Origin of the sequence: uncultured Desulfovibrio sp., from assembly GCF_949282365.1 — a bacterium.
Lineage (GTDB): Bacteria > Desulfobacterota > Desulfovibrionia > Desulfovibrionales > Desulfovibrionaceae > Desulfovibrio.
Genome location: NZ_CASDOY010000006.1, coordinates 25,311 through 43,374, shown reverse-complemented (window position 1 = coordinate 43,374; position 18,064 = coordinate 25,311). Strand labels below are relative to the sequence as shown.

General features: G+C 65.8%; 11 protein-coding genes, 1 tRNA gene and 1 pseudogene. 3 read left to right on the top strand and 10 right to left on the bottom strand.

Annotated elements, in window-relative coordinates:
• Positions 1–27: 27 nt before the first annotated feature.
• Both Q1X76_RS03275 and Q1X76_RS03270 read right to left on the bottom strand, forming a co-directional pair.
• The gene (locus Q1X76_RS03275; protein ID WP_300718094.1) at positions 28–1,506 is read right to left on the bottom strand and encodes an MATE family efflux transporter; all 1,479 of its coding nucleotides are present in this window, start codon (positions 1,504–1,506) and stop codon (positions 28–30) included.
• Between the two features lie 554 nt (positions 1,507–2,060).
• Positions 2,061–2,879 (bottom strand): 1,4-dihydroxy-6-naphthoate synthase, encoded by an 819-nt coding sequence (locus Q1X76_RS03270; protein ID WP_300718093.1) that lies wholly within the window; start codon positions 2,877–2,879, stop codon positions 2,061–2,063.
• Between the two features lie 297 nt (positions 2,880–3,176).
• Between Q1X76_RS03270 and mqnE the strand changes: the two genes are divergently transcribed.
• Positions 3,177–4,310, top strand: a complete 1,134-nt coding sequence (gene mqnE, locus Q1X76_RS03265; RefSeq protein WP_300718092.1) for an aminofutalosine synthase MqnE — start codon at positions 3,177–3,179, stop codon at positions 4,308–4,310.
• Positions 4,307–5,434, top strand: a complete 1,128-nt coding sequence (gene mqnC / locus Q1X76_RS03260) for a cyclic dehypoxanthinyl futalosine synthase (protein ID WP_300718091.1) — start codon at positions 4,307–4,309, stop codon at positions 5,432–5,434. Before mqnE ends, mqnC begins: the two co-directional genes overlap by 4 nt.
• A gap of 583 nt (positions 5,435–6,017) precedes the next feature.
• Here the strand turns inward: mqnC and Q1X76_RS03255 are convergent.
• Positions 6,018–7,474 (bottom strand): annotated as a pseudogene (locus Q1X76_RS03255) (catalase).
• A gap of 311 nt (positions 7,475–7,785) precedes the next feature.
• Positions 7,786–8,295, bottom strand: a complete 510-nt coding sequence (locus Q1X76_RS03250; RefSeq protein WP_300718090.1) for a heme-binding protein — start codon at positions 8,293–8,295, stop codon at positions 7,786–7,788.
• Between the two features lie 187 nt (positions 8,296–8,482).
• On the opposite strand from Q1X76_RS03250, the gene Q1X76_RS03245 reads away from it, so the two are divergent.
• On the top strand, positions 8,483–9,337 hold the full coding sequence (locus tag Q1X76_RS03245) for a menaquinone biosynthesis protein (protein WP_300718089.1): 855 nt from the start codon (positions 8,483–8,485) through the stop codon (positions 9,335–9,337).
• A gap of 642 nt (positions 9,338–9,979) precedes the next feature.
• Here the strand turns inward: Q1X76_RS03245 and lon are convergent.
• From lon to selD, 6 genes are all read right to left on the bottom strand, one after another.
• A complete protein-coding gene (gene lon, locus Q1X76_RS03240) occupies positions 9,980–12,421 on the bottom strand; it encodes an endopeptidase La (protein ID WP_300718088.1) in 2,442 nt (813 codons plus the stop codon).
• Positions 12,422–12,670: 249 nt separating this feature from the next.
• Positions 12,671–13,948, bottom strand: coding sequence for an ATP-dependent Clp protease ATP-binding subunit ClpX (clpX, locus tag Q1X76_RS03235; protein WP_300718087.1), 1,278 nt, complete (start codon positions 13,946–13,948; stop codon positions 12,671–12,673).
• A 3-nt stretch (positions 13,949–13,951) separates the two neighbouring features.
• The gene (clpP, locus tag Q1X76_RS03230; RefSeq protein ID WP_300718086.1) at positions 13,952–14,554 is read right to left on the bottom strand and encodes an ATP-dependent Clp endopeptidase proteolytic subunit ClpP; all 603 of its coding nucleotides are present in this window, start codon (positions 14,552–14,554) and stop codon (positions 13,952–13,954) included.
• 138 nt (positions 14,555–14,692) lie between these two features.
• Entirely contained in the window at positions 14,693–16,015 is a 1,323-nt protein-coding gene (tig, locus tag Q1X76_RS03225; RefSeq protein ID WP_300718085.1) for a trigger factor, read from the bottom strand.
• Positions 16,016–16,598: 583 nt separating this feature from the next.
• Positions 16,599–16,682 (bottom strand) — tRNA-Leu (locus tag Q1X76_RS03220).
• Between the two features lie 323 nt (positions 16,683–17,005).
• Complete coding sequence (selD, locus tag Q1X76_RS03215) at positions 17,006–18,064, bottom strand: selenide, water dikinase SelD (protein WP_300718084.1); 1,059 nt, start codon at positions 18,062–18,064, stop codon at positions 17,006–17,008.

The window sequence follows — 18,064 nt, the reverse complement described above, 5'->3', positions numbered from 1 at the left end:
GCGACAGGGCCGCTCCCGGACAGGGCCTCAATGCTGGATGCGCCGCCGGACGCTTTCAGCGTCCAGACCGTGCAGCTGGTGCACCCGTGTCAGGTAGCAGAGCGCGCCGAAACCCAGGGCCGCGATATAGGCTATCCAGAAGCCCGCGGCGCCCATGGCCGGGACCAGCAGGTCGGTGCGGGACAGGGCATAGCCCAGCGGCAGGCCCAGCACCCAGTAGGAGGCGAAGCAGACCAGGGAAATGGTGCGGGTATCGTTATAGGCCCGCAAGATGCCGATGCAGATGGTCTGCAGGGCATCCACCAGCTGGTAACAGGAGGCGAACAGCAGCAGGCTCATGGCCAGGGCGGTCACGGCGGGGTCGTTGTTGTAGATGCGGACGATCTGCTCGCGGAACAGGGCCGTGCAGCTGGCGATGCACAGCGCGGCGGCCGCGCCCATGCACAGGGCCGTACGGGCCGAGAGCCGGGCCCGCCCCAGACGCCCGGCCCCCACGCTCTGCCCCACCCGGATGGCCGCCGTGATGTTCAGCGACAGGGGCAGCATGAAGACCAGCCCGGCAAAGTTCATGGCGATCTGGTGCCCGGCCACCACAACCTTGCCCAGCGGCGCCAGCAGGAGCGCCGTGACGGCGAAGAGCGAGACCTCGAAGAAGACCGCCAGCGCACCGGGCAGACCGATGCGCAGGATGCGCCAGATCAGGGGGAAGTCGAAGCGCCGGGGCGCGGCCTGCGCCGCATAGGGGGCGGCCAGCGGACTGGCGTCTTCCCGGGCGCGCGCCGCGCAGGAGCAGGCGGGGGCCGTGCGCGGCAGCAAAAGGGGCAGGAACAGGGGCCGCAGGTCGCGGTACTGGGCGTCCCGGCGCACATAGTAGATCATGCAGGCGGCCATGAACCAGTAGCAGAGGGCCGTGGCCACGCCGCAGCCCACCGCGCCCAGCTGGGGCAGGCCCAGCTTGCCGTAGATGAGCACATAGTTGCAGGGCACGTTGAGCGCCAGCCCCAGGATGCCGATGATCATGGCCGGGCGGGTGCGCGCATAGCCTTCCAGGAAGCTGCGCACATTGACGAAGAGCATGAAGCCCGGCAGGCCCCAGAGCATGGCGCGCAGATAGCCGCCGCCCAGACGGGAAAGCTCCTCGTCCAGGCCGAAAGACTGCAGATGCCAAGAAATGACATAGAAGACGCTCATCAGCAGCGCGCTGATGACCAGGGTGAGCCAGATGCCCTGGCGCAGCAGGTGCGGCGTGCGCGAACGCTGTCCGCCGCCCACCAGATGGGCGCTCATGGCCGGCAGGGACAGCAGGCAGCCGATGCCCAGCAGGGAAAGGGGGGCCCAGATGGAGCCGGCCACGGCCACGGCGGCCATGTCCGCGGTGCTGGCCTGGCCGGTCATGGCCGTATCCACGAAGTTCATGCCCATCTGCGACATCTGGGCCACAAAAACAGGAAGGCCCAGAGCGACAAAGCGCCGGGCCTCGGACAGCGAGAAGAACCGGTTCTGCATGGTCCCCATCCGCAGCCGGAACGATCCGGTTACATGACAAGCCCTTGTGCCGGGCCGGAGGCAGGCGGGCCCCTGCCCGGCACAGCCGTGACAGGGTAGGGTCCGCGCTCCCTCTATAGCCGCTCCCCCCCTGAATGACAAGCCCGGCGGCCCGGCCCGCGCACAGGGAGCGGACGGAAGACGGGCGTGGCAGGCGCACGCCCTCCCGAAACGCCGCCTGCCGACAGGCCTCCCTGCCCGTGAAACAGAGGGCGGTGCAGGCGGGGCATGGAAACCGCCGGGGACCGCGGGGAGCTCCCTGCGCGCGAGAGCGGATGCGGCGAGGACGCTGCGTTCGAGACCGGGGACACAGGGGATGCCGGACGGGACGCAAGGCCGGCAGCTTTCTCCGGGACCGTGCCCGTTGCGACGAAGGAAGCTACGGGCAGCGACAGCAACGCGCGACCGGATGGCGGCCGCAGGCCGTGCCCGTTGCGACGCAGGAAGCTGCGGGCAGCGGCAGCAACGCAAAGGGCTTTCTCCTCCCCCAAAACAAAACGTCTTACGTCCTGAGCCTAGAGGAAAAGCCCCGCCTCGGGCAGGCGCAGGCCCTGCAGCTTCGCCGCGGTCTCCACCAGACGGGCGATGGCCTGACGCCCGGTATCGCCCAGGTCGCGGCTGTATCCGGTCACAAAGGTCTTGATGTGGGCCGAGGTCACGCTCTCGGCCAGTTCCTGCGCATGCTCGCGGATGAAGTCCGCCGAGGCGCGCGGGTTGGCGTTGGCATAGTCCACGCTGGCCGTGATGGCGGCCTCTATGCCCCGGGCCAGCTCCAGGGGCACGTCGCGCCGCACGGCGATGGCGCCCAGCGGCAGGGGCGCGTGATAGGTGGCCTCCCACCACTGGCCGAGATCCAGCAGCTTCACCAGCCCGCGCTCGGCGAAGGTGAAGCGGCCTTCGTGGATGATGACGCCCATGTCGGCCTCACCGGCCAGCACCGCGTCCATGACGTCGCTGAAGAGCATCTCCTCGCGCGGGCCCTGGAAGCCGCCGTGCAGGGTCAGCAGCAGGTTGGCCGTGGTCATGAGCCCCGGCACGGCCACGCGGGCCGTCCGCCACTTTTCTTCCGGCAGGTCCTCGCGGGCCACCACCAGCGGACCGCACCCCCAGCCCAGGGCAGCACCCGAGGCCATGATGGCGTAATCGTCCATGATGTAGGGCACCACGCCCAGCGAGAGCTTGGTCACGGGCAGCTTTTTCTGCCGGGCAAGGGCGTTGAGCTCTTCCACATCGGCCATGTGCGGCACGAACTGCGCCGGAGAGGGCACCAGATGATGCAGCAGGGCATGGAAAATATAGGTATCATTGGGACAGGGCGACAGACCCAGCGTCATCTTCTCCGCCACGGAACACCTCTCTTTTTTTGATCCGGCGCGACAGTTTGACAGGCAGCGAGACTGGAACATATACTGCGCCGTTCCGGCCGCAAGGTCAGGACGCATGCCCCCGCCTGCCGGAAAGTTGCCTTTTCCCGCGCAGCAGCCTTGCCTGGGTGAAACCGGCCTCGCGGTATGCCGATACGGCTTCGCCCGCTTTTCCCGCACGCCTGCCGCACGCAAAAAAGCGGCTTTCCGCCAAAGCGCCTCACCGCGTCCTGCTCCGGGGCCAATCATCAGTTGAGGATAACCATTATGCTGGATGCATCCTATTATGCAAGCCTCGGTCTTGCCGACGTCCTGGACAAGGTCCTTGCCGGCCGGCGGCTGAGCGCCGAAGACGGCATGGCGCTCTTCGCCTGCCCGGACATCACCGCCGTGGGCGCGCTGGCCCACCATGCGCGCTGTCGCATGCACGGGGACAAAACCTCGTATGTGGTCAACCGCCAAATAAATTATACCAATGTCTGCGTCAACGGCTGCGTGTTCTGCGCCTTCCGCCGCGACCGGGAAGAAGACCAGGGGGCCTTCTGCCTGAGCACCGAGGAAGTACTGGAACGCCTGCGCGCCGCCGACGCCACGCCCCTGCATCTGGACGAGCTGCACATCGTGGGCGGCTGTCATCCCACCCGCCCCTTCCAGTGGTTCCTGGATACCCTGCGCGCCGCCCGCGAACTCAATCCCGACCTGCTCATCAAGGCCTTCACCCCGGTGGAGATCGCCCATTTCGCCAAGATGGAAGGCTGCTCCACCCTTGAGGTGCTGCAGCGCCTCAAGGAAGCCGGGCTGGTCATGATGCCCGGCGGCGGCGCCGAGATCTTCGACGAGGACCTGCGGGCCCGAATCTGCCCGCACAAGGCGGGCTCCGCCGAATGGCTGCGCATCTCCGGCGAGGCCCACAGCCTGGGCATCAAGACCAACTGCACCATGCTCTACGGCCATCTGGAGACCCACGCCATGCGCGTGGACCATCTCTGCCGCCTGCGCGAGCAGCAGGACAGGAGCGGCGGCTTCACCTGCTTCATCCCCCTGCCCTTCCTGACCGAGAACAGCAAGCTCAAGCTGCCGGAAGAAAAGCTCGGGCCCGTGCGCGGCCTCGACCAGCTGCGCACCGTGGCCGTGGCCCGCCTGATGCTGGACAACATCCCCCACATCAAGGCCTACTGGATCATGATGGGCACCAAGCTGGCCCAGACCGCCCTCTGGTACGGCGCCGACGACCTGGACGGCACCGTGGTGGAAGAACATATCGGCCACATGGCCGGAGCGGGCTCCGCCCAGGGCCTGACCCTCAACGAACTGGAACACATGATCCGCGAGGCCGGCTTCACGCCCGTGCGGCGCAACGCCGTCTTCAACACCGTCCAGAGCGAGGAGGCCCGCGCATGAGCAACCAGCAGTTCCGTCCGGCGCACAGCGCCTTTGACGAAAGCCCCGAAGTGAAGGAAGCCGCGGCCCTTGCCCTGGCCGGCCAGCGTCTGGACCGCGCCGCCGCCGAAGCCCTGTATTACGGCGCCTCCCTGCACACCCTGGCCCGGCTGGCCCACGCCATGCGCCTGCGCCTGCATCCCGAGCCCGTCGTCACCTATGTGGGCGACCGCAACATCAATTATTCCAACGTCTGCGTCTGCGCCTGCCGCTTCTGCGCCTTCTTCCGCCCGCCCGACTCCCCGGAAGGCTACGTCATCACCCGCGAGGAGATGACGCGGAAGATCGACGAGACCCTGCGCCTGGGCGGCACCCAGATCCTGCTGCAGGGCGGGCATCACCCCGACCTGCCCCTGGAATGGTACGAAGACCTGCTGCGCTGGATGCGCGCCACCTGGCCCGGCCTGCACATCCACGCCTTCTCGCCGCCGGAGATCTTCTTCTGGTCGCAGAAGTTCGGCCTGAGCGTGGACGAGGTCATCTCGCGCCTCAAGGCCGCGGGGCTGGATTCCATCCCCGGCGGCGGCGCCGAGATCCTCCAGAACGAGGTCCGGGCCCAGGTCTCGCCCAACAAGTGCAGCGCCGACCAGTGGCTCCACGTCATGGAACGCGCCCACAACCTGGGCATGCGCACCACCGCCACCATGATGTTCGGCCATGAGGAAGAGCCCCGCCACCGTCTGGACCACCTCTTTGCCGTGCGCGAGGTGCAGGACAGGACCCACGGCTTCACGGCCTTCATCCCCTGGACCTTCCAGCCCGCGCACACCCGCATCGATGTGACGGCCCCCCTGCCCGCGCCCGCCTACCTGCGCCTGCTGGCCGTGTCGCGCCTGGTGCTGGACAATATCGACAACATCCAGTCCTCGTGGGTCACCATGGGCCCCGAAGTGGCCCAGCTGGCCCTCTTCTACGGCGCCAACGACTTCGGCTCGCTCATGATCGAGGAAAACGTGGTGGCCGCCGCCGGCGTCTCCTACCACCTGACCCGCCACGAGATCCACAAGATCATCCGTGCCGCCGGGTTCACCCCCGTGCAGCGCACCATGGACTACACCCCCGTGGACCCGCAGCCCGAAGACTAGCTGAAAGAAACATGATGCGCGCAGGAGGCCCCCCTTTGGTGGACAAAGGGTGCGGCCTCCCCCGCGCGCTCCCCGCCACGACGGGGCATGCGGCGCATGCCGGCCGCACCGGAAAAGACCGGCACCGGACGATGCGGAAAAGCGGACATGACCCTATCGGTCATGTCCGCTTTTCATATGACGACGCTTCGCCAGCGGAAGGCCTGCCGCGCTCCGGCAGCCTTCTGCCGTCTGCAAGGCTGAAGCGCCGCCGGGGGCACCGAAGGAAGTTTTCCGGCAGCTGAAGGAGCGACCTGCCCTGTCAAGCAGGCGCCCCTTCATTCATCCGTGTTTGGGCAGGAAGGCCCCTGCTCCGTCGGGAGCGGCCACAGGCCGTCCGCAGGGCCGTGCCCGTTGCGACGAAGACCTGGCCTGTGGCGCTGCGGGAAGCCGCGCATCGCCAGTCGGCCAACGCCGCAGCCTGTACTCACGGCCCCTGCCGCCATGCGCAAGCCCTTCGCCACCGACCGCCGCGCAGCGCCGCACATCGACAGCGCGAAACAGGGGGCCTCCCGTTGTCATGTTTTCCCTTGTCGTGTTTTCCCTAGATCTCGCTTTCCGGGATGCCGCAGGCCCGGGCCACGCCCGCACCGTAGGCCGGATCGGCCTTGGCGCAGTGGCGGATGTGGCGCAGCTTGATCTCGCGGGGCGCGTCGCCCAGCGCCCGGGCCGTATTGCCGAACAGGGCTTCCTGCTGCTCCGGCGTCATCAGGCGGAACAGCTTGCCGGGCTGCTCGAAGTAGTCGGCATCATCGCAGGGATAGTCCCAGCGGGCCGCGTCGCCGCTGATCTTCAGGGGCGGTTCGCCGAAGTCCGGCTGTTCCCGCCAGGCGCCCCTGCTGTTGGGTTCATAGCTGGTATGGCTGCCGTAGTTGCCGTCCACGCGCATGGCCCCGTCCCGGTGGAAGCTGTGATAGGGACAACGCGGGCGGTTCACCGGGATCAGGTTGTGGTTGACCCCCAGACGGTAGCGCTGGGCGTCGCCGTAGGAAAAGAGACGGCCCTGCAGCATCTTGTCGGGCGAGACGCCGATACCGGGCACCAGATTGGCGGGATTGAAGGCCGCCTGCTCCACCTCGGCAAGTAGTTCTCGGGATTGCGGTTCAGCTCCAGCACGCCCACTTCCATGAGCGGATAGTCCTTGTGGTACCAGACCTTGGTCAGATCGAAGGGATGATAGGGCAGCTTCTCGGCGTCTTCCTCGGGCATGACCTGGAAATACAGGGTCCAGCGGGGGAAGTCGCCCTTTTCGATATGCTCGTACAGATCGCGCTGGTGGCTGTCGCGGTCACGGCCGATGAGCTCCCGGGCCTCGGCATCGGTAAGGTTTTTGATGCCCTGCTGGGACTTGAAATGGAACTTGACCCAGAAGCGCTTGTTCTCGGCGTTGATCAGGCTGTAGGTATGGCTGCCGAAACCGTGCATATGCCGGTACGAAGCCGGGATGCCGCGGTCGCTCATCAGCACCGTGACCTGATGCAGGGCTTCGGGCAGCAGGGTCCAGAAATCCCAGTTGTCCGTGGCGCTGTGCATGTTGGTGCGCGGATTGCGCTTGACCACATGGTTCAGGTCGGGGAACTTGAGCGGGTCACGCAGGAAGAAGACCGGCGTGTTGTTGCCCACCATGTCCCAGTTGCCCTGCTCGGTATAGAATTTGACGGCAAAACCGCGGATATCGCGTTCCGCATCCGCCGCGCCGCGCTCGCCGGCCACGGTGGAGAAACGGACGAAGACCTCCGTCTGCTTGCCCACCCCGGCAAAGAGCGCGGCCCTGGTATAGGCGGTGACGTCGTGCGTCACCGTGAAGGTCCCGTAGGCGCCGGAGCCCTTGGCATGCATGCGCCGTTCCGGGATGACCTCGCGGTCGAAATGGGCCAGTTTTTCCTGGAACCAGACATCCTGCATCAGCATGGGGCCGCGCGGACCGGCAGTCAGGGCATGATTGTTATCGGCTACCGGCGCACCGGCACTGGTGGTCAGGCGGTCGTTGTTGTCAGTCATGTGCTTTCTCCCTGGTTTGCGCACCGGGTGGTGCAGTGTGCAGCCTCCCCCCAAGGGATATCCAGGCAGAAGATAGCATGACCGGTTATTTTTGTAAATAATAATTATTACTATTTTGTATCCTGCTCTTTTTTCCCGCAAGGCGCTTTGCCCGTGCGTGCGCGTACGCGCCCCATCGTGGCATGCGGCGGCCTGGCCCGCTGATCCCTGCCCGCACATGCGGACGGCCCCGGCCTTCCGGCCACGAACGCGCGAACGGCGGGGCAACAGGCCGTGCCCGCTGCTCCGCCGTCCGTCCGCGCCTTGCCGCATCAATGCGGCAGCACATGCAGACCGATACGGGCCAGGCGGCTGTCCTCGCTGCCGTGGGCCCCGCCCACGCCGATACCGCCCACGACCACCGATTCCATGACGATGGGGACCCCGCCTTCCATCAGGGAAAAATGGGGATCGAGGAAACGGATGTCCGCCGGGATGGAGCCGTCGCGCACGCCGCGGGCGATGACGGCCGTCTCGCGCTGCTGCGAGGCCGCCGTATAGGCTTTTTTGTAACTGGCGTTGAGCGTGTGGACCCCGGCCCGGTGTTCGCGCAGCACCGCCAGGACCTGCCCGGAACGGTCCACCACCGTCACGGTGACGGCCTGCCCGCTTTCGCGGGCTTCCTGCATGACCAGTTCCACCATGGCCTGCGCCTGCTCGCCCGTCAGGACAGGTTCGCGCACCACGCTGCCCGGGGCTTCATTTTCCAGGGCCCCGGCCGGGGCAAAACTTCCCAACAGCAACGCGCCTGCCAGCAAAGAAGAAAATAGATGCTTGTACATGCCTCACCTGCTTTTTGCCATCATACGCGGGAAGACCGCCGGACGTCAAAATCCCGGCCCCCCCGCCCTTTCCTTTTTGCCGTGGCCCTGTTATGGAGCTTTGCGGATGCATCCCGCGATGCCTGCCCTCCGCTGCCCATCAGACAGCCAACCTCAAAAGGCCGCTCTGCCGGTCAGGAGGAACGCCATGTCCAGTGAAAACGGACTGCCCGCCACCACCCTGCGCATGGGGCGTATCGGCTATCTCAATGTCCTGCCCATCTACCATCCCCTGGAAACGGGCATCATCCCCCACGAGTTCGAGATCATCTCCGGCCCTCCGGCCGTACTCAACAACATGATGGCCCGGGGGGAGCTGCATATCTCGTCCAATTCCTGTTTTGAATACGCCATGCGTCCCGAGCGCTACCATCTGGTGGAAGACCTTTCCATCGGCTCGCACGGCAACGTCATGAGCGTGCTGCTCATGTCCCGCCGCCCCATCGAACGGCTGGGCGGCCAGACCATCCTCATCAGCGGCGAGACGCACACCTCCGTGGCCCTGCTGCGCCTGCTCATGCACGACCACTATCACTGCGACGTCACCTACGTCACCGGCCCGGTCACGCCCACCCTGGGCACGGACAGGGCCCCCGAAGCCTTCCTGGCCATCGGCGACGAAGCCCTGCGCCTGCGCAACCATCCCGATTATCCCTACCGCCTGGACCTGGCCGACGCCTGGGTGGAATGGACGGGCCTGCCCTTCATCTTCGGCGTCTGGGTGGTCAGCGACGACGCGGTGCAAAAAAAACTCTTCCGCAGCGATCCCGGCGCGCTCATGCGCCAGGGCCGCGACTGGGGCCTGGCCCACATGGATATCGTCCTCGACCTCACAGGCCACGGCTGCCCCCTGTCCCGCGAGGAACTGACCATCTACTATAACGAAGGCCTGACCTACAGCCTGGGCGATCGCGAGCTCCAGGGCCTGAGCCTGTTCTATCGCAAGCTGGCCGGGGCCCGCATGATCCCCGGCGTGCCGCCCCTGCGTTTCTTCCACATGTAAGCGGAGACATGTTTTTGGGGGGCGGGGGGACCCCTCCGCTCTCGCGCGAGGGGCCCCTGCCCCCCAAGCTCCCATCCCCTCTCCAGCGCGCGTTATGCGGCGCCCGGACAAGGCCGGGCGCTCCCCTGCCGCCGTGCCCCGGCAACATGACCACAGCGGATGCGGCTCTCCGGCAAAAGGAGGCCGTCTTCCCCACAGCACAGAATGCGGCAAGTACGCTGCCTGCCGCGTTCTGTGCCGTCATCCGTGCAAGGACACACGCTGGGATCAGGCCCCATTATCGAGGCTGTGCGGGAGAGTTTACGGGGGAAGGATCTCTTTTTTGCCGCGAGCAACGCCCCCAAGCAGGCCCGCGGGACCGTGCCCGTTGCGACGAAGGAAGCTACGGGCATCGACAGCAAGGCAACGGGCCTCCTTCCCTGAGCTTACGCTCGCAAAAAACGGCATATGCGCGGGAAGACAAAACGGGGAAGGCGGCTTGCCTTCCCCGTTTTGTCTTCCTGATCTTCGGGTCGTTGACCGCACCCCGCCCTCCGGCGACGGGGACCGGCGGCCCCGTCTGAAAAAAGGTTTGGGGAGGGGCGTGGGGAAGGAGCTTTTGTCCGCAAAAGCCTTCCCCCGCGGACGCTCCCCTCTCATCAGCTATTGCGGCGCGGCGGCGCTGCTGTCCTTGTCGCCCTTGGCGGCGCGCAGGCTGAGGTAGAGCGGCCGGGCAGTGGCGCGACCGGAGAAGATCTCTTCCGTGCCGGCGGCCAGGGCGTGGGGCAGGACCTCGTCCACATGGTCCACGAAGACGATCTCCAGATCCTCCAGCACCTCGGCGGGAACTTCCTTGAGGTCCTTTTCGTTGTCGTGGGGCATGAGCACCTTTTTGATGCCGCTGCGGCGGGCGGCCAGCAGCTTTTCGCGCAGGCCGCCGATGGGCAGCACGCGGCCGCGCAGGGAGATCTCGCCGGTCATGGCCACATCGTTGCGCACCGGGATGCCCAGCAGGGCCGAGGTGATGGAGGTGGCCAGGGTGATGCCGGCCGAGGGGCCGTCCTTGGGCGTGGCACCGTCGGGCACATGCACATGGATGTCCACCTTGCGGTGGAAGCGCGGATCGAGGCCCAGCAGCTCGGCACGGGAGCGCACATAGGTCAGGGCCGCGCGGGCCGACTCGGTCATGACCTCGCCCAGCTGGCCGGTGATGACCACCTGGCCGGAACCGGACATGAGGCTGGTCTCCACCATCAGGATCTCGCCGCCGCGCTGGTTGTAGGCCAGACCGGCGCAGACGCCCACCTGGGGCTCGTTTTCGCGCTCTTCGTGGCGGTACTTCTTGACGCCGAGGAAGGTGCCCAGGTTCTGGCGTGAGATGCTCACGCACTTGTCCAGATCGTTCTCCTCCACCAGACGGATGGCGGTCTTGCGGCAAAGGGCGGCGATCTCGCGTTCCAGATTGCGCACGCCCGCCTCACGGGTGTAGGAGCGGATGATCTCCAGGATGGCGCCGTCGGAAAGGGCGATGTTCTCCGGCTTCAGACCGTGTTCCTTCACCTGGCGCGGCAGCAGGAAGTTGCGGGCGATCTGGCGTTTTTCCGTTTCCAGATAGCTGTTGAGCTCGATGATCTCCATGCGGTCCAGCAGGGGGGCCGGGATGGAGTCCAGAGAGTTGGCCGTGGTGATGAAGAAGACCCTGGACAGGTCGTATTCCAGATCCAGGTAGTGGTCCATGAAGGTATTGTTCTGTTCCGGGTCCAGCACTTCCAGCAGGGCCGAGGCCGGATCGCCCCGGAAGTCCGAGGTCATCTTGTCGATCTCGTCCAGGCAGAACAGGGGGTTGCTGCTCTTGACCCGCTTCAGGGACTGGATGATCTTGCCGGGCAGGGCGCCCACATAGGTGCGGCGATGGCCGCGGATCTCGGCCTCGTCGCGCACGCCGCCCAGGGAAAGGCGCACATATTCGCGCCCCGTGGCCCGGGCCACGCTCCTGGCCAGCGAGGTCTTGCCCACACCCGGAGGGCCCACGAAGCAGAGGATGGGACCGCGCAGGCCGTTGGAGAGCTTCTGCACGGCCAGATATTCCAGGATGCGGGCCTTGGGCTTTTCCAGGCCGAAGTGATCGCCCTCAAGGATGGCACGGGCCCGGGCGATGTCGATGTCTATCTCCTTGAGGTCGTTCCAGGGCAGGTCCAGGAGCCAGTCCACATAGTTGCGCACCACGGTGTACTCGGCGGCCGAGGGCGGCATGCTGCGCAGCTTGCGGATCTCGGACTGGCAGCGGTCGTGGGCTTCCTGCGGCATGTTGCGGGTCTCGAGCTTTTTTTCCAGCTCGTCCACTTCGGCCTGGGGATCGTCCTCGCGGCCCATCTCCTTGTTGATGGCCTTGAGCTGTTCGCTCAGGTAATATTCGCGCTGGTTGCGCTCCATCTGCACCTTGACGCGGTTCTTGATGCGCTTTTCCACCGAGGCCAGGGCCACCTCGCCCTGGAGCAGTTCATAGACCCGTTCCAGGCGGGCGGTGACGTCGGCGATCTCCAGCACTTCCTGCTTCTTGCGGTAGTCCACCTTGAGATGCGGCACCACGGCGTCGGCCAGGGGCCCGGCGTCGCGCAGGGCCATGATGGACATGAGCGCTTCCTGGGTCAGCTTCTTGTTGTTCTTGGCGTATTCTTCCAGGGCTTCCTGCACGGCGCGCACCAGGGCCTCGCGCTCCTCGGGGCGGCTCTCGCTTTCCGGGACGGTGCGCAGCATGGCCATCAGGCAGCTGTCCTGCTCGCGCAGGCCGGTCCAGCGGGCGCGGTGCAGGCCCTCGAACAGCACCTTGATGGTGCCGTCGGGCAGGCGCAGCATCTGCAGGACCTTGCAGACGACCCCCACCTGGCTCAGATCGTCGGCCCCGGGTTTTTCCACATCGGGCTCGCGCTGGGCCACCAGGAACATCTGCTTGTTATAGCCGGACTGGGCCAGTTCGATGGCCTTGATGGAGGCCTCGCGCCCCACGAACAGGGGCATGATGGTCCGCGGCAGCATGACCACCTCGCGCAGGGGCATGACCGGCAGTTCGGCAAGGAAGCGCGCTTCGCGCTGGGATTCGGACATAGTGTACCTCGTGAGCAGGCCGCCGTGGCGGCCGGGCCGGGATCGGCCATGATCTGTCGTTGAAGGGGGAAGGATCCCTTCTGCGTGCGGCAAAAGCGGATGCTTCCCCCTTTTCGGATGCTGACAGCTTAACGCACGGTGCGGCCACCGGCAAGACGGCCGGCGGCCTGCGGGGCCAAGCCTGACCGCCATGAAGGCGGCGGCACGGACGGGCCGGACATCGCACCCGTGAAGTCGGGCTGCCCCGTGCTAGGTGCGGTTGCCGGCCTCGGCGGCCGCTTCCGCGTTCTCGTCATAGAGCAGCACCGGCTCCTTGCCCTTTTCGATGACGGCCCGGTTGATGAGGCATTCCTTGACGCCGGGCAGGGAGGGCAGGCGGAACATGATGTCCAGCATGGTCCGTTCCATGACGTTGCGCAGGCCGCGCGCGCCGGTCTTGCGTTCGATGGCCTTGGCCGCGATGGCCTTGAGGGCGTTGGGCGTGAAGCGCAGCTGCACATGATCGAGCTCAAAGAGCTTCTGGTACTGGCGCACCAGGGCATTTTTGGGCTCGGTGAGGATGCGCACCAGATCGGCCTCCTCCAGATCGTCCACATGGGTGATGATGGGGATGCGGCCCACGAATTCGGGGATCAGGCCGAACTTCACCAGGTCCTGGGGCTGGATCTTTTCCAGCAGCTCGCCCAGGGGCATCTCCTTCCGGGAGCAGACCTGCGCGCCGAAGCCCATGGAGCTGCCGCTCATGCGCGAGCCCACGATCTTGTCCAGGCCCACGAAGGCGCCGCCCACGATGAACAGGATGTTGGTGGTGTCCATGCGGATGAATTCCTGCTGGGGATGCTTGCGCCCCCCTTTGGGCGGGATGTTGGCCTCGGTGCCTTCGATGATCTTGAGCAGGGCCTGCTGCACGCCTTCGCCGGACACGTCGCGGGTGATGGAGGGGCCGTCGCTCTTGCGCGAGATCTTGTCGATCTCGTCGATGTAGATGATGCCCTTGCTGGCCGCCTCGATGTCATAATTGGCGTTCTGCAGCAGCTGCACCAGGATGTTTTCCACATCCTCGCCCACATAGCCGGCTTCGGTCAGGGTCGTGGCGTCGGCGATGGCGAAGGGCACGCGCAGCACCTTGGCCAGGGTCTTGGCCAGCAGGGTCTTGCCGCTGCCCGAAGGGCCCACCAGCAGGATATTGCTTTTTTCCAGTTCCACGTCGTCGCCCAGGGCATCGGCGAAGAACACCCGCTTGTAGTGGTTGTGCACGGCCACGGAAAGGATCTTCTTGGCTTCGGTCTGGCCGATGACGTACTCGTCCAGACGGGCCTTGATCTCCTGCGGCGAAAGCAGGCGCTCGTCGGCCTCTTCCACCTGCTGCTGGGCCTTGTCGCGGGCGATGATCTCGCCGCAGGCCCGGACGCAGTTGTCGCAGATGCAGGCATTGTCCTGCACGATGAGGTTGTTCACCTCCAGCTCGCTGCGTCCGCAAAAGGAGCAGCGCAGCGGTTCCTGTCCGGAATTCTTGCTGTTGGCCATAGATCAGTCGTTCTCCGTCATATCGCGGCGCGATACCAGCACCCGGTCGATGAGGCCGAACTGGAGGGCCTGCTCGGGGGTCAGGAAGTTGTCGCGTTCCGTGGCTTTGACCACCTCGTCATAGCTCTTGCCGGTATTCTCGGCCAGGATGGTGTTCAGGCGTTCCTTGATACGCAGCATCTCACGGGCGTGGATGTCCACATCCGTGGCCTGGCCCTGGAAACCGCCCAGAGGCTGGTGGATCATAATCTGGCTGTTGGGCAGGGCGTAGCGCATGCCCTTTTGCCCGGCAGCCAGCAAAAATGCCCCCATGCTGGCGGCCCGGCCCATGCAGACCGTGCTCACGGGCGCGGTGATGTAGCGCATGGTGTCATAGATGGCCAGACCGGCGGTCACGGAGCCGCCGGGAGAATTGATGTACAGGTTGATCTCCTTCTCCGGGTCCTGGGATTCCAGGAACAGGAGCTGGGCGCAGACAAGGGAGGCCACAGTGTCGTTCACTTCGCTGCCCAGCAGGATGATGCGGTCCTTGAGCAGACGGGAATAGATGTCATAGGCGCGTTCGGAACGGCCCGTGGTTTCTATGACCATGGGGACAAGGGACATGAAAACCTCTCTGTGAGTTAAACCGTATAAATCCGACGCCGCCGCGACGGGAAGACCGCCGCGGCGTACGTCGGAAGCGGGCGACGATGCGTCGCCGGAGGATGCGTCGCGCTCCCGCAGCGGGGCGGGAGGTGCGCTTTAGTTGTTTTCTTCAGTCTTTTCAGGGGCCTTGGGCTCCACTTCCTTCACCTGGGCCTTGGCATAGACGGCGTCCATGGCCTTGTCGGCCAGGATGCGGTCACGCAGGGTGAAGATCATGCCGCTCTTTTCGTAGGCTTCGCGCACCTGCTTGAAGTCTTCGCCGCTGCGCAGGCACATCTGGTAGAGCTGGGTGCTGACTTCCTGCTCACTCACGTCCAGGCCTTCCTTCTTGGCGATGGCCAGCAGCAGCACCTGCATGCGGGTGATCTCCTCGGCCTGGGGCTGGACTTCCTTCAGCAGTTCTTCTTCGCTCTTGCCCAGGGCGTCCAGGCTCTTGCCCTGGCGTTCCATGCGCGAGCGCATGTCGGCCAGCAGGGTGCGGGCCTGCACGTCCACCATGCTGGGCGGCAGCTCGAAGTCCACCATCTTGACCAGCTTGTCCAGCATGGACTTCTGGGCGGAGCCCTTGTTCAGGTTGTAGCGGCTGGAGCGGTAGCTTTCGCGGATGCCGGCCTTGAGCTTTTCCACATTTTCCACGCCCACGGCCTTGGCCAGTTCATCGTCCACGGCGGGCAGCTGGCGTTCCTTGATGGCGTGCACCTTGACCTTCATGGTCACGGTCTTGCCGGCCAGGTCCTTGGCCAGGAAGTCTTCGGGGAAGGTGATCTCGCCTTCGCCTTCGCAGCCCAGCTTGATGGTCTTGACCAGGTCTTCAAAACCTTCCAAGGCCTGCTTTTCGCCCAGGGCCAGGTCGAAACCGTCGGCCTTGATGCCTTCCAGGGGCTGGCCGTTCTCGTAGGCGCAGAAGTCGATGTTGGCCACCTGGCCGTCCACGGCCGGGCCGTCGCCGTCCACGGGCACCAGCTTGGAACGGTCGCGGCGGATGCGTTCCACCACTTCTTCCACTTCGGCGTCGTCCACGACGGTCTTTTCCTGCTCCACTTCCATGCCTTCGTAGGGCGGCAGATCGAAGGTGGGCAGCACTTCGAATTCGATGCTGTAGCTCATGCCCTTGCCGCGTTCCATGACGGGATCGCCGTCGGCCATGTGGATGGCGGACACGGGGGAGACGTTCAGCTTGGTCATCACATCGTTGATGTGCACATTGACGAGGTCCTGACGGGCTTCTTCATAGATGCGGTCGCGGAAACGCTGTTCGATGACGGAAGCGGGCACCTTGCCCTTGCGGAAACCGTCTATCTGCACAGACGTCTTGTACAGGGCGACAGCGCCCATGATGGCGGCTTCCACTTCCTTGGCGTCAGTGGTGATGGCAACCTTTTTCTTGACCGGGGACAAATCTTCGACAGTATATTCCACGAGGCGCTCCTTTAACGAAAAGTCTCTTTTTTTCCGCCGCGCCCCGGGAAAACCCGAAGACGACACGCGACCGGGGCCGCACGGCAGTTCTGTGAACGATGCTGCGCCGGGGCGCAGGGCATCCGGCATGGCCATGACCTCGCCAGCCACGGCAATCGCTTCTCATAGCCCAAAGAACAGCGGATTTCAAGCGGCACGGGAGGCCGTGTCGCGCGCTCCTGCAGCTCAAGATAAGCACGAAAGCGTGACGGTCAAGGCACAAGACGGCCCGGGCAACGGACGGCTGCCAAGGGGCCTGCGGCCAGCCGCGGCCCACCCGCGAAGCGGTCACCGGACGGGCACGCGGCGATCCCCGGCATGCCCCATGCCGGGCAAAGGACGGCAACAGCGCCCGCCTTGCCGCGCCAGCCGCCCGGCCGTACGGCTCTGCCCGCCGGGACAGGCCCTGGGCCAGGACGCAATGAAGAGCCTGCGTCCTGCATGACAAGAGGCCCATTGGTTGCCGATGGTTGCTTAACCAAAATGGTACAGCAGCCATGCTCCAATGGGCCTTGGTCTTGTATAAGGTGTTGATATAATGTGATGGTGCGAGAGACGGGACTTGAACCCGTATGGATGAACCGCTGGATTCTAAGTCCAGTGCGTCTACCAATTCCGCCACTCTCGCAGGGACGGTTCTTTTACCACAGACCATGCTTCCCCGCAAGCCATGCCCGCGCACCGGGATGCCACCTTGCCGGAACGTCCGGCGGCTGGTGTCGCGGCAGGCCGCGCAGAGCCGCGTCGTTCCCCGCAGGCAGCTCTGCCGCCCCGGCCAACGCGCCGCTGGACGGGCCGGGGAAACACGCACTGCCGCACGGCCGTGTCCAGGGCATCGTGCCGGGGGGCGGCGCCAGAAGTGCCTGTTGGGACGCCGGTCTGGAAGGCAATGTCTGGAGCGCCGGCCCCCCCTGCAGACGGGCGTCGTCCCGCGCAGACGCGGCACCTCGGCTAGCGCAGCAGCAGATGGATGGCGTCCGTGCGCGCCTCCAGCACTTCGCCGATCTCCACGGCCAGCTCGCCGCGCTCCTCCAGCCAGGCGCGCACCGTGGCCAGCTCTCCGGCCTCCACGGCCAGCACGATGCCGCCCGAGGTCTGGGCGTCGAAGGCGATGCTTTCCACCGCCTCGTCCACCGTGGGCGCCACCTGCACCGCCGGAGCACAATGCTTGCGGTTCAGATGGCTGCCCGCCGGGATCAGGCCCATGCGGGCATAGTCCAGGGCGTGGGGCAACAGGGGCAGGGCCTCGGCCTGCACGGCCACGCAGACGCCCGAGGCCTGCGCCATTTCCAGCAGATGCCCGCCCAGCCCGAAACCGGTGACGTCCGTGGCCGCCGGGATGCGGAAGTGCGCGATGGCCTCGCCGGGGATGCGGTTGAGACGACCGCACCAGCGCTGCAGCAGGGCCTCGCTTTCCTCGTGGTCTTCCCAGCGCGCCTTGACGCCCGTGGCCAGGATGCCGGTGCCCAGCGGCTTGGTCAGCAGCAGGCGCAGCCCGGGACGCAGCCGGTCATTGGACGCCACATGTTCCGGGTCGATGATGCCGGTCACGGCCATGCCGTACTTGAGTTCGTCGTCCTGCACCGTATGCCCGCCGGCCAGCACCGCACCCGCTTCTTCCAGGGCATCCATGCCGCCACGCAGGATGTTGGCCAGGATGTTCTCGGGATCGTGCTCCGTCAGGCAGGTGGGGAAAAAGGCCACGTTCATGGCGCACCAGGGCTGGCCGCCCAGGGCATAGACGTCCGACAGGGCATTGCAGGCCGCGATGCGGCCGAACCAGAAGGCGTCGTTGACGATGGGCGCCAGGATGTCCACGGTCTGCACGATGGCCTTGCCCGCGGGCATGCGCACCACCACGGCGTCCTCGTTGCGGGCGCGCCCGGCGATGACGCGCTGCTCCAGAGCCGCGGATCCGCGGGGAGCCAGGCCGCACAAAAGCTGCTCCAGGGCCCCTGGAGCCATTTTTGCCGCTCAACCGGCGGCCCGGGCCTTTTCCAGCAACTTCAT

What these genes read in the sequence shown, in the direction of transcription:
- Q1X76_RS03250 (WP_300718090.1), bottom strand. Translation starts at nt 8,295, where the DNA reads ATGTACAAGCATCTATTTTCTTCTTTGCTGGCAGGCGCGTTGCTGTTG.
- clpP (WP_300718086.1), bottom strand. Translation starts at nt 14,554, where the DNA reads ATGTCCCTTGTCCCCATGGTCATAGAAACCACGGGCCGTTCCGAACGC.
- Q1X76_RS03245 (WP_300718089.1), top strand. Translation starts at nt 8,483, where the DNA reads ATGTCCAGTGAAAACGGACTGCCCGCCACCACCCTGCGCATGGGGCGT.
- clpX (WP_300718087.1), bottom strand. Translation starts at nt 13,948, where the DNA reads ATGGCCAACAGCAAGAATTCCGGACAGGAACCGCTGCGCTGCTCCTTT.
- mqnC (WP_300718091.1), top strand. Translation starts at nt 4,307, where the DNA reads ATGAGCAACCAGCAGTTCCGTCCGGCGCACAGCGCCTTTGACGAAAGC.
- Q1X76_RS03275 (WP_300718094.1), bottom strand. Translation starts at nt 1,506, where the DNA reads ATGCAGAACCGGTTCTTCTCGCTGTCCGAGGCCCGGCGCTTTGTCGCT.
- mqnE (WP_300718092.1), top strand. Translation starts at nt 3,177, where the DNA reads ATGCTGGATGCATCCTATTATGCAAGCCTCGGTCTTGCCGACGTCCTG.
- Q1X76_RS03270 (WP_300718093.1), bottom strand. Translation starts at nt 2,879, where the DNA reads ATGACGCTGGGTCTGTCGCCCTGTCCCAATGATACCTATATTTTCCAT.
- lon (WP_300718088.1), bottom strand. Translation starts at nt 12,421, where the DNA reads ATGTCCGAATCCCAGCGCGAAGCGCGCTTCCTTGCCGAACTGCCGGTC.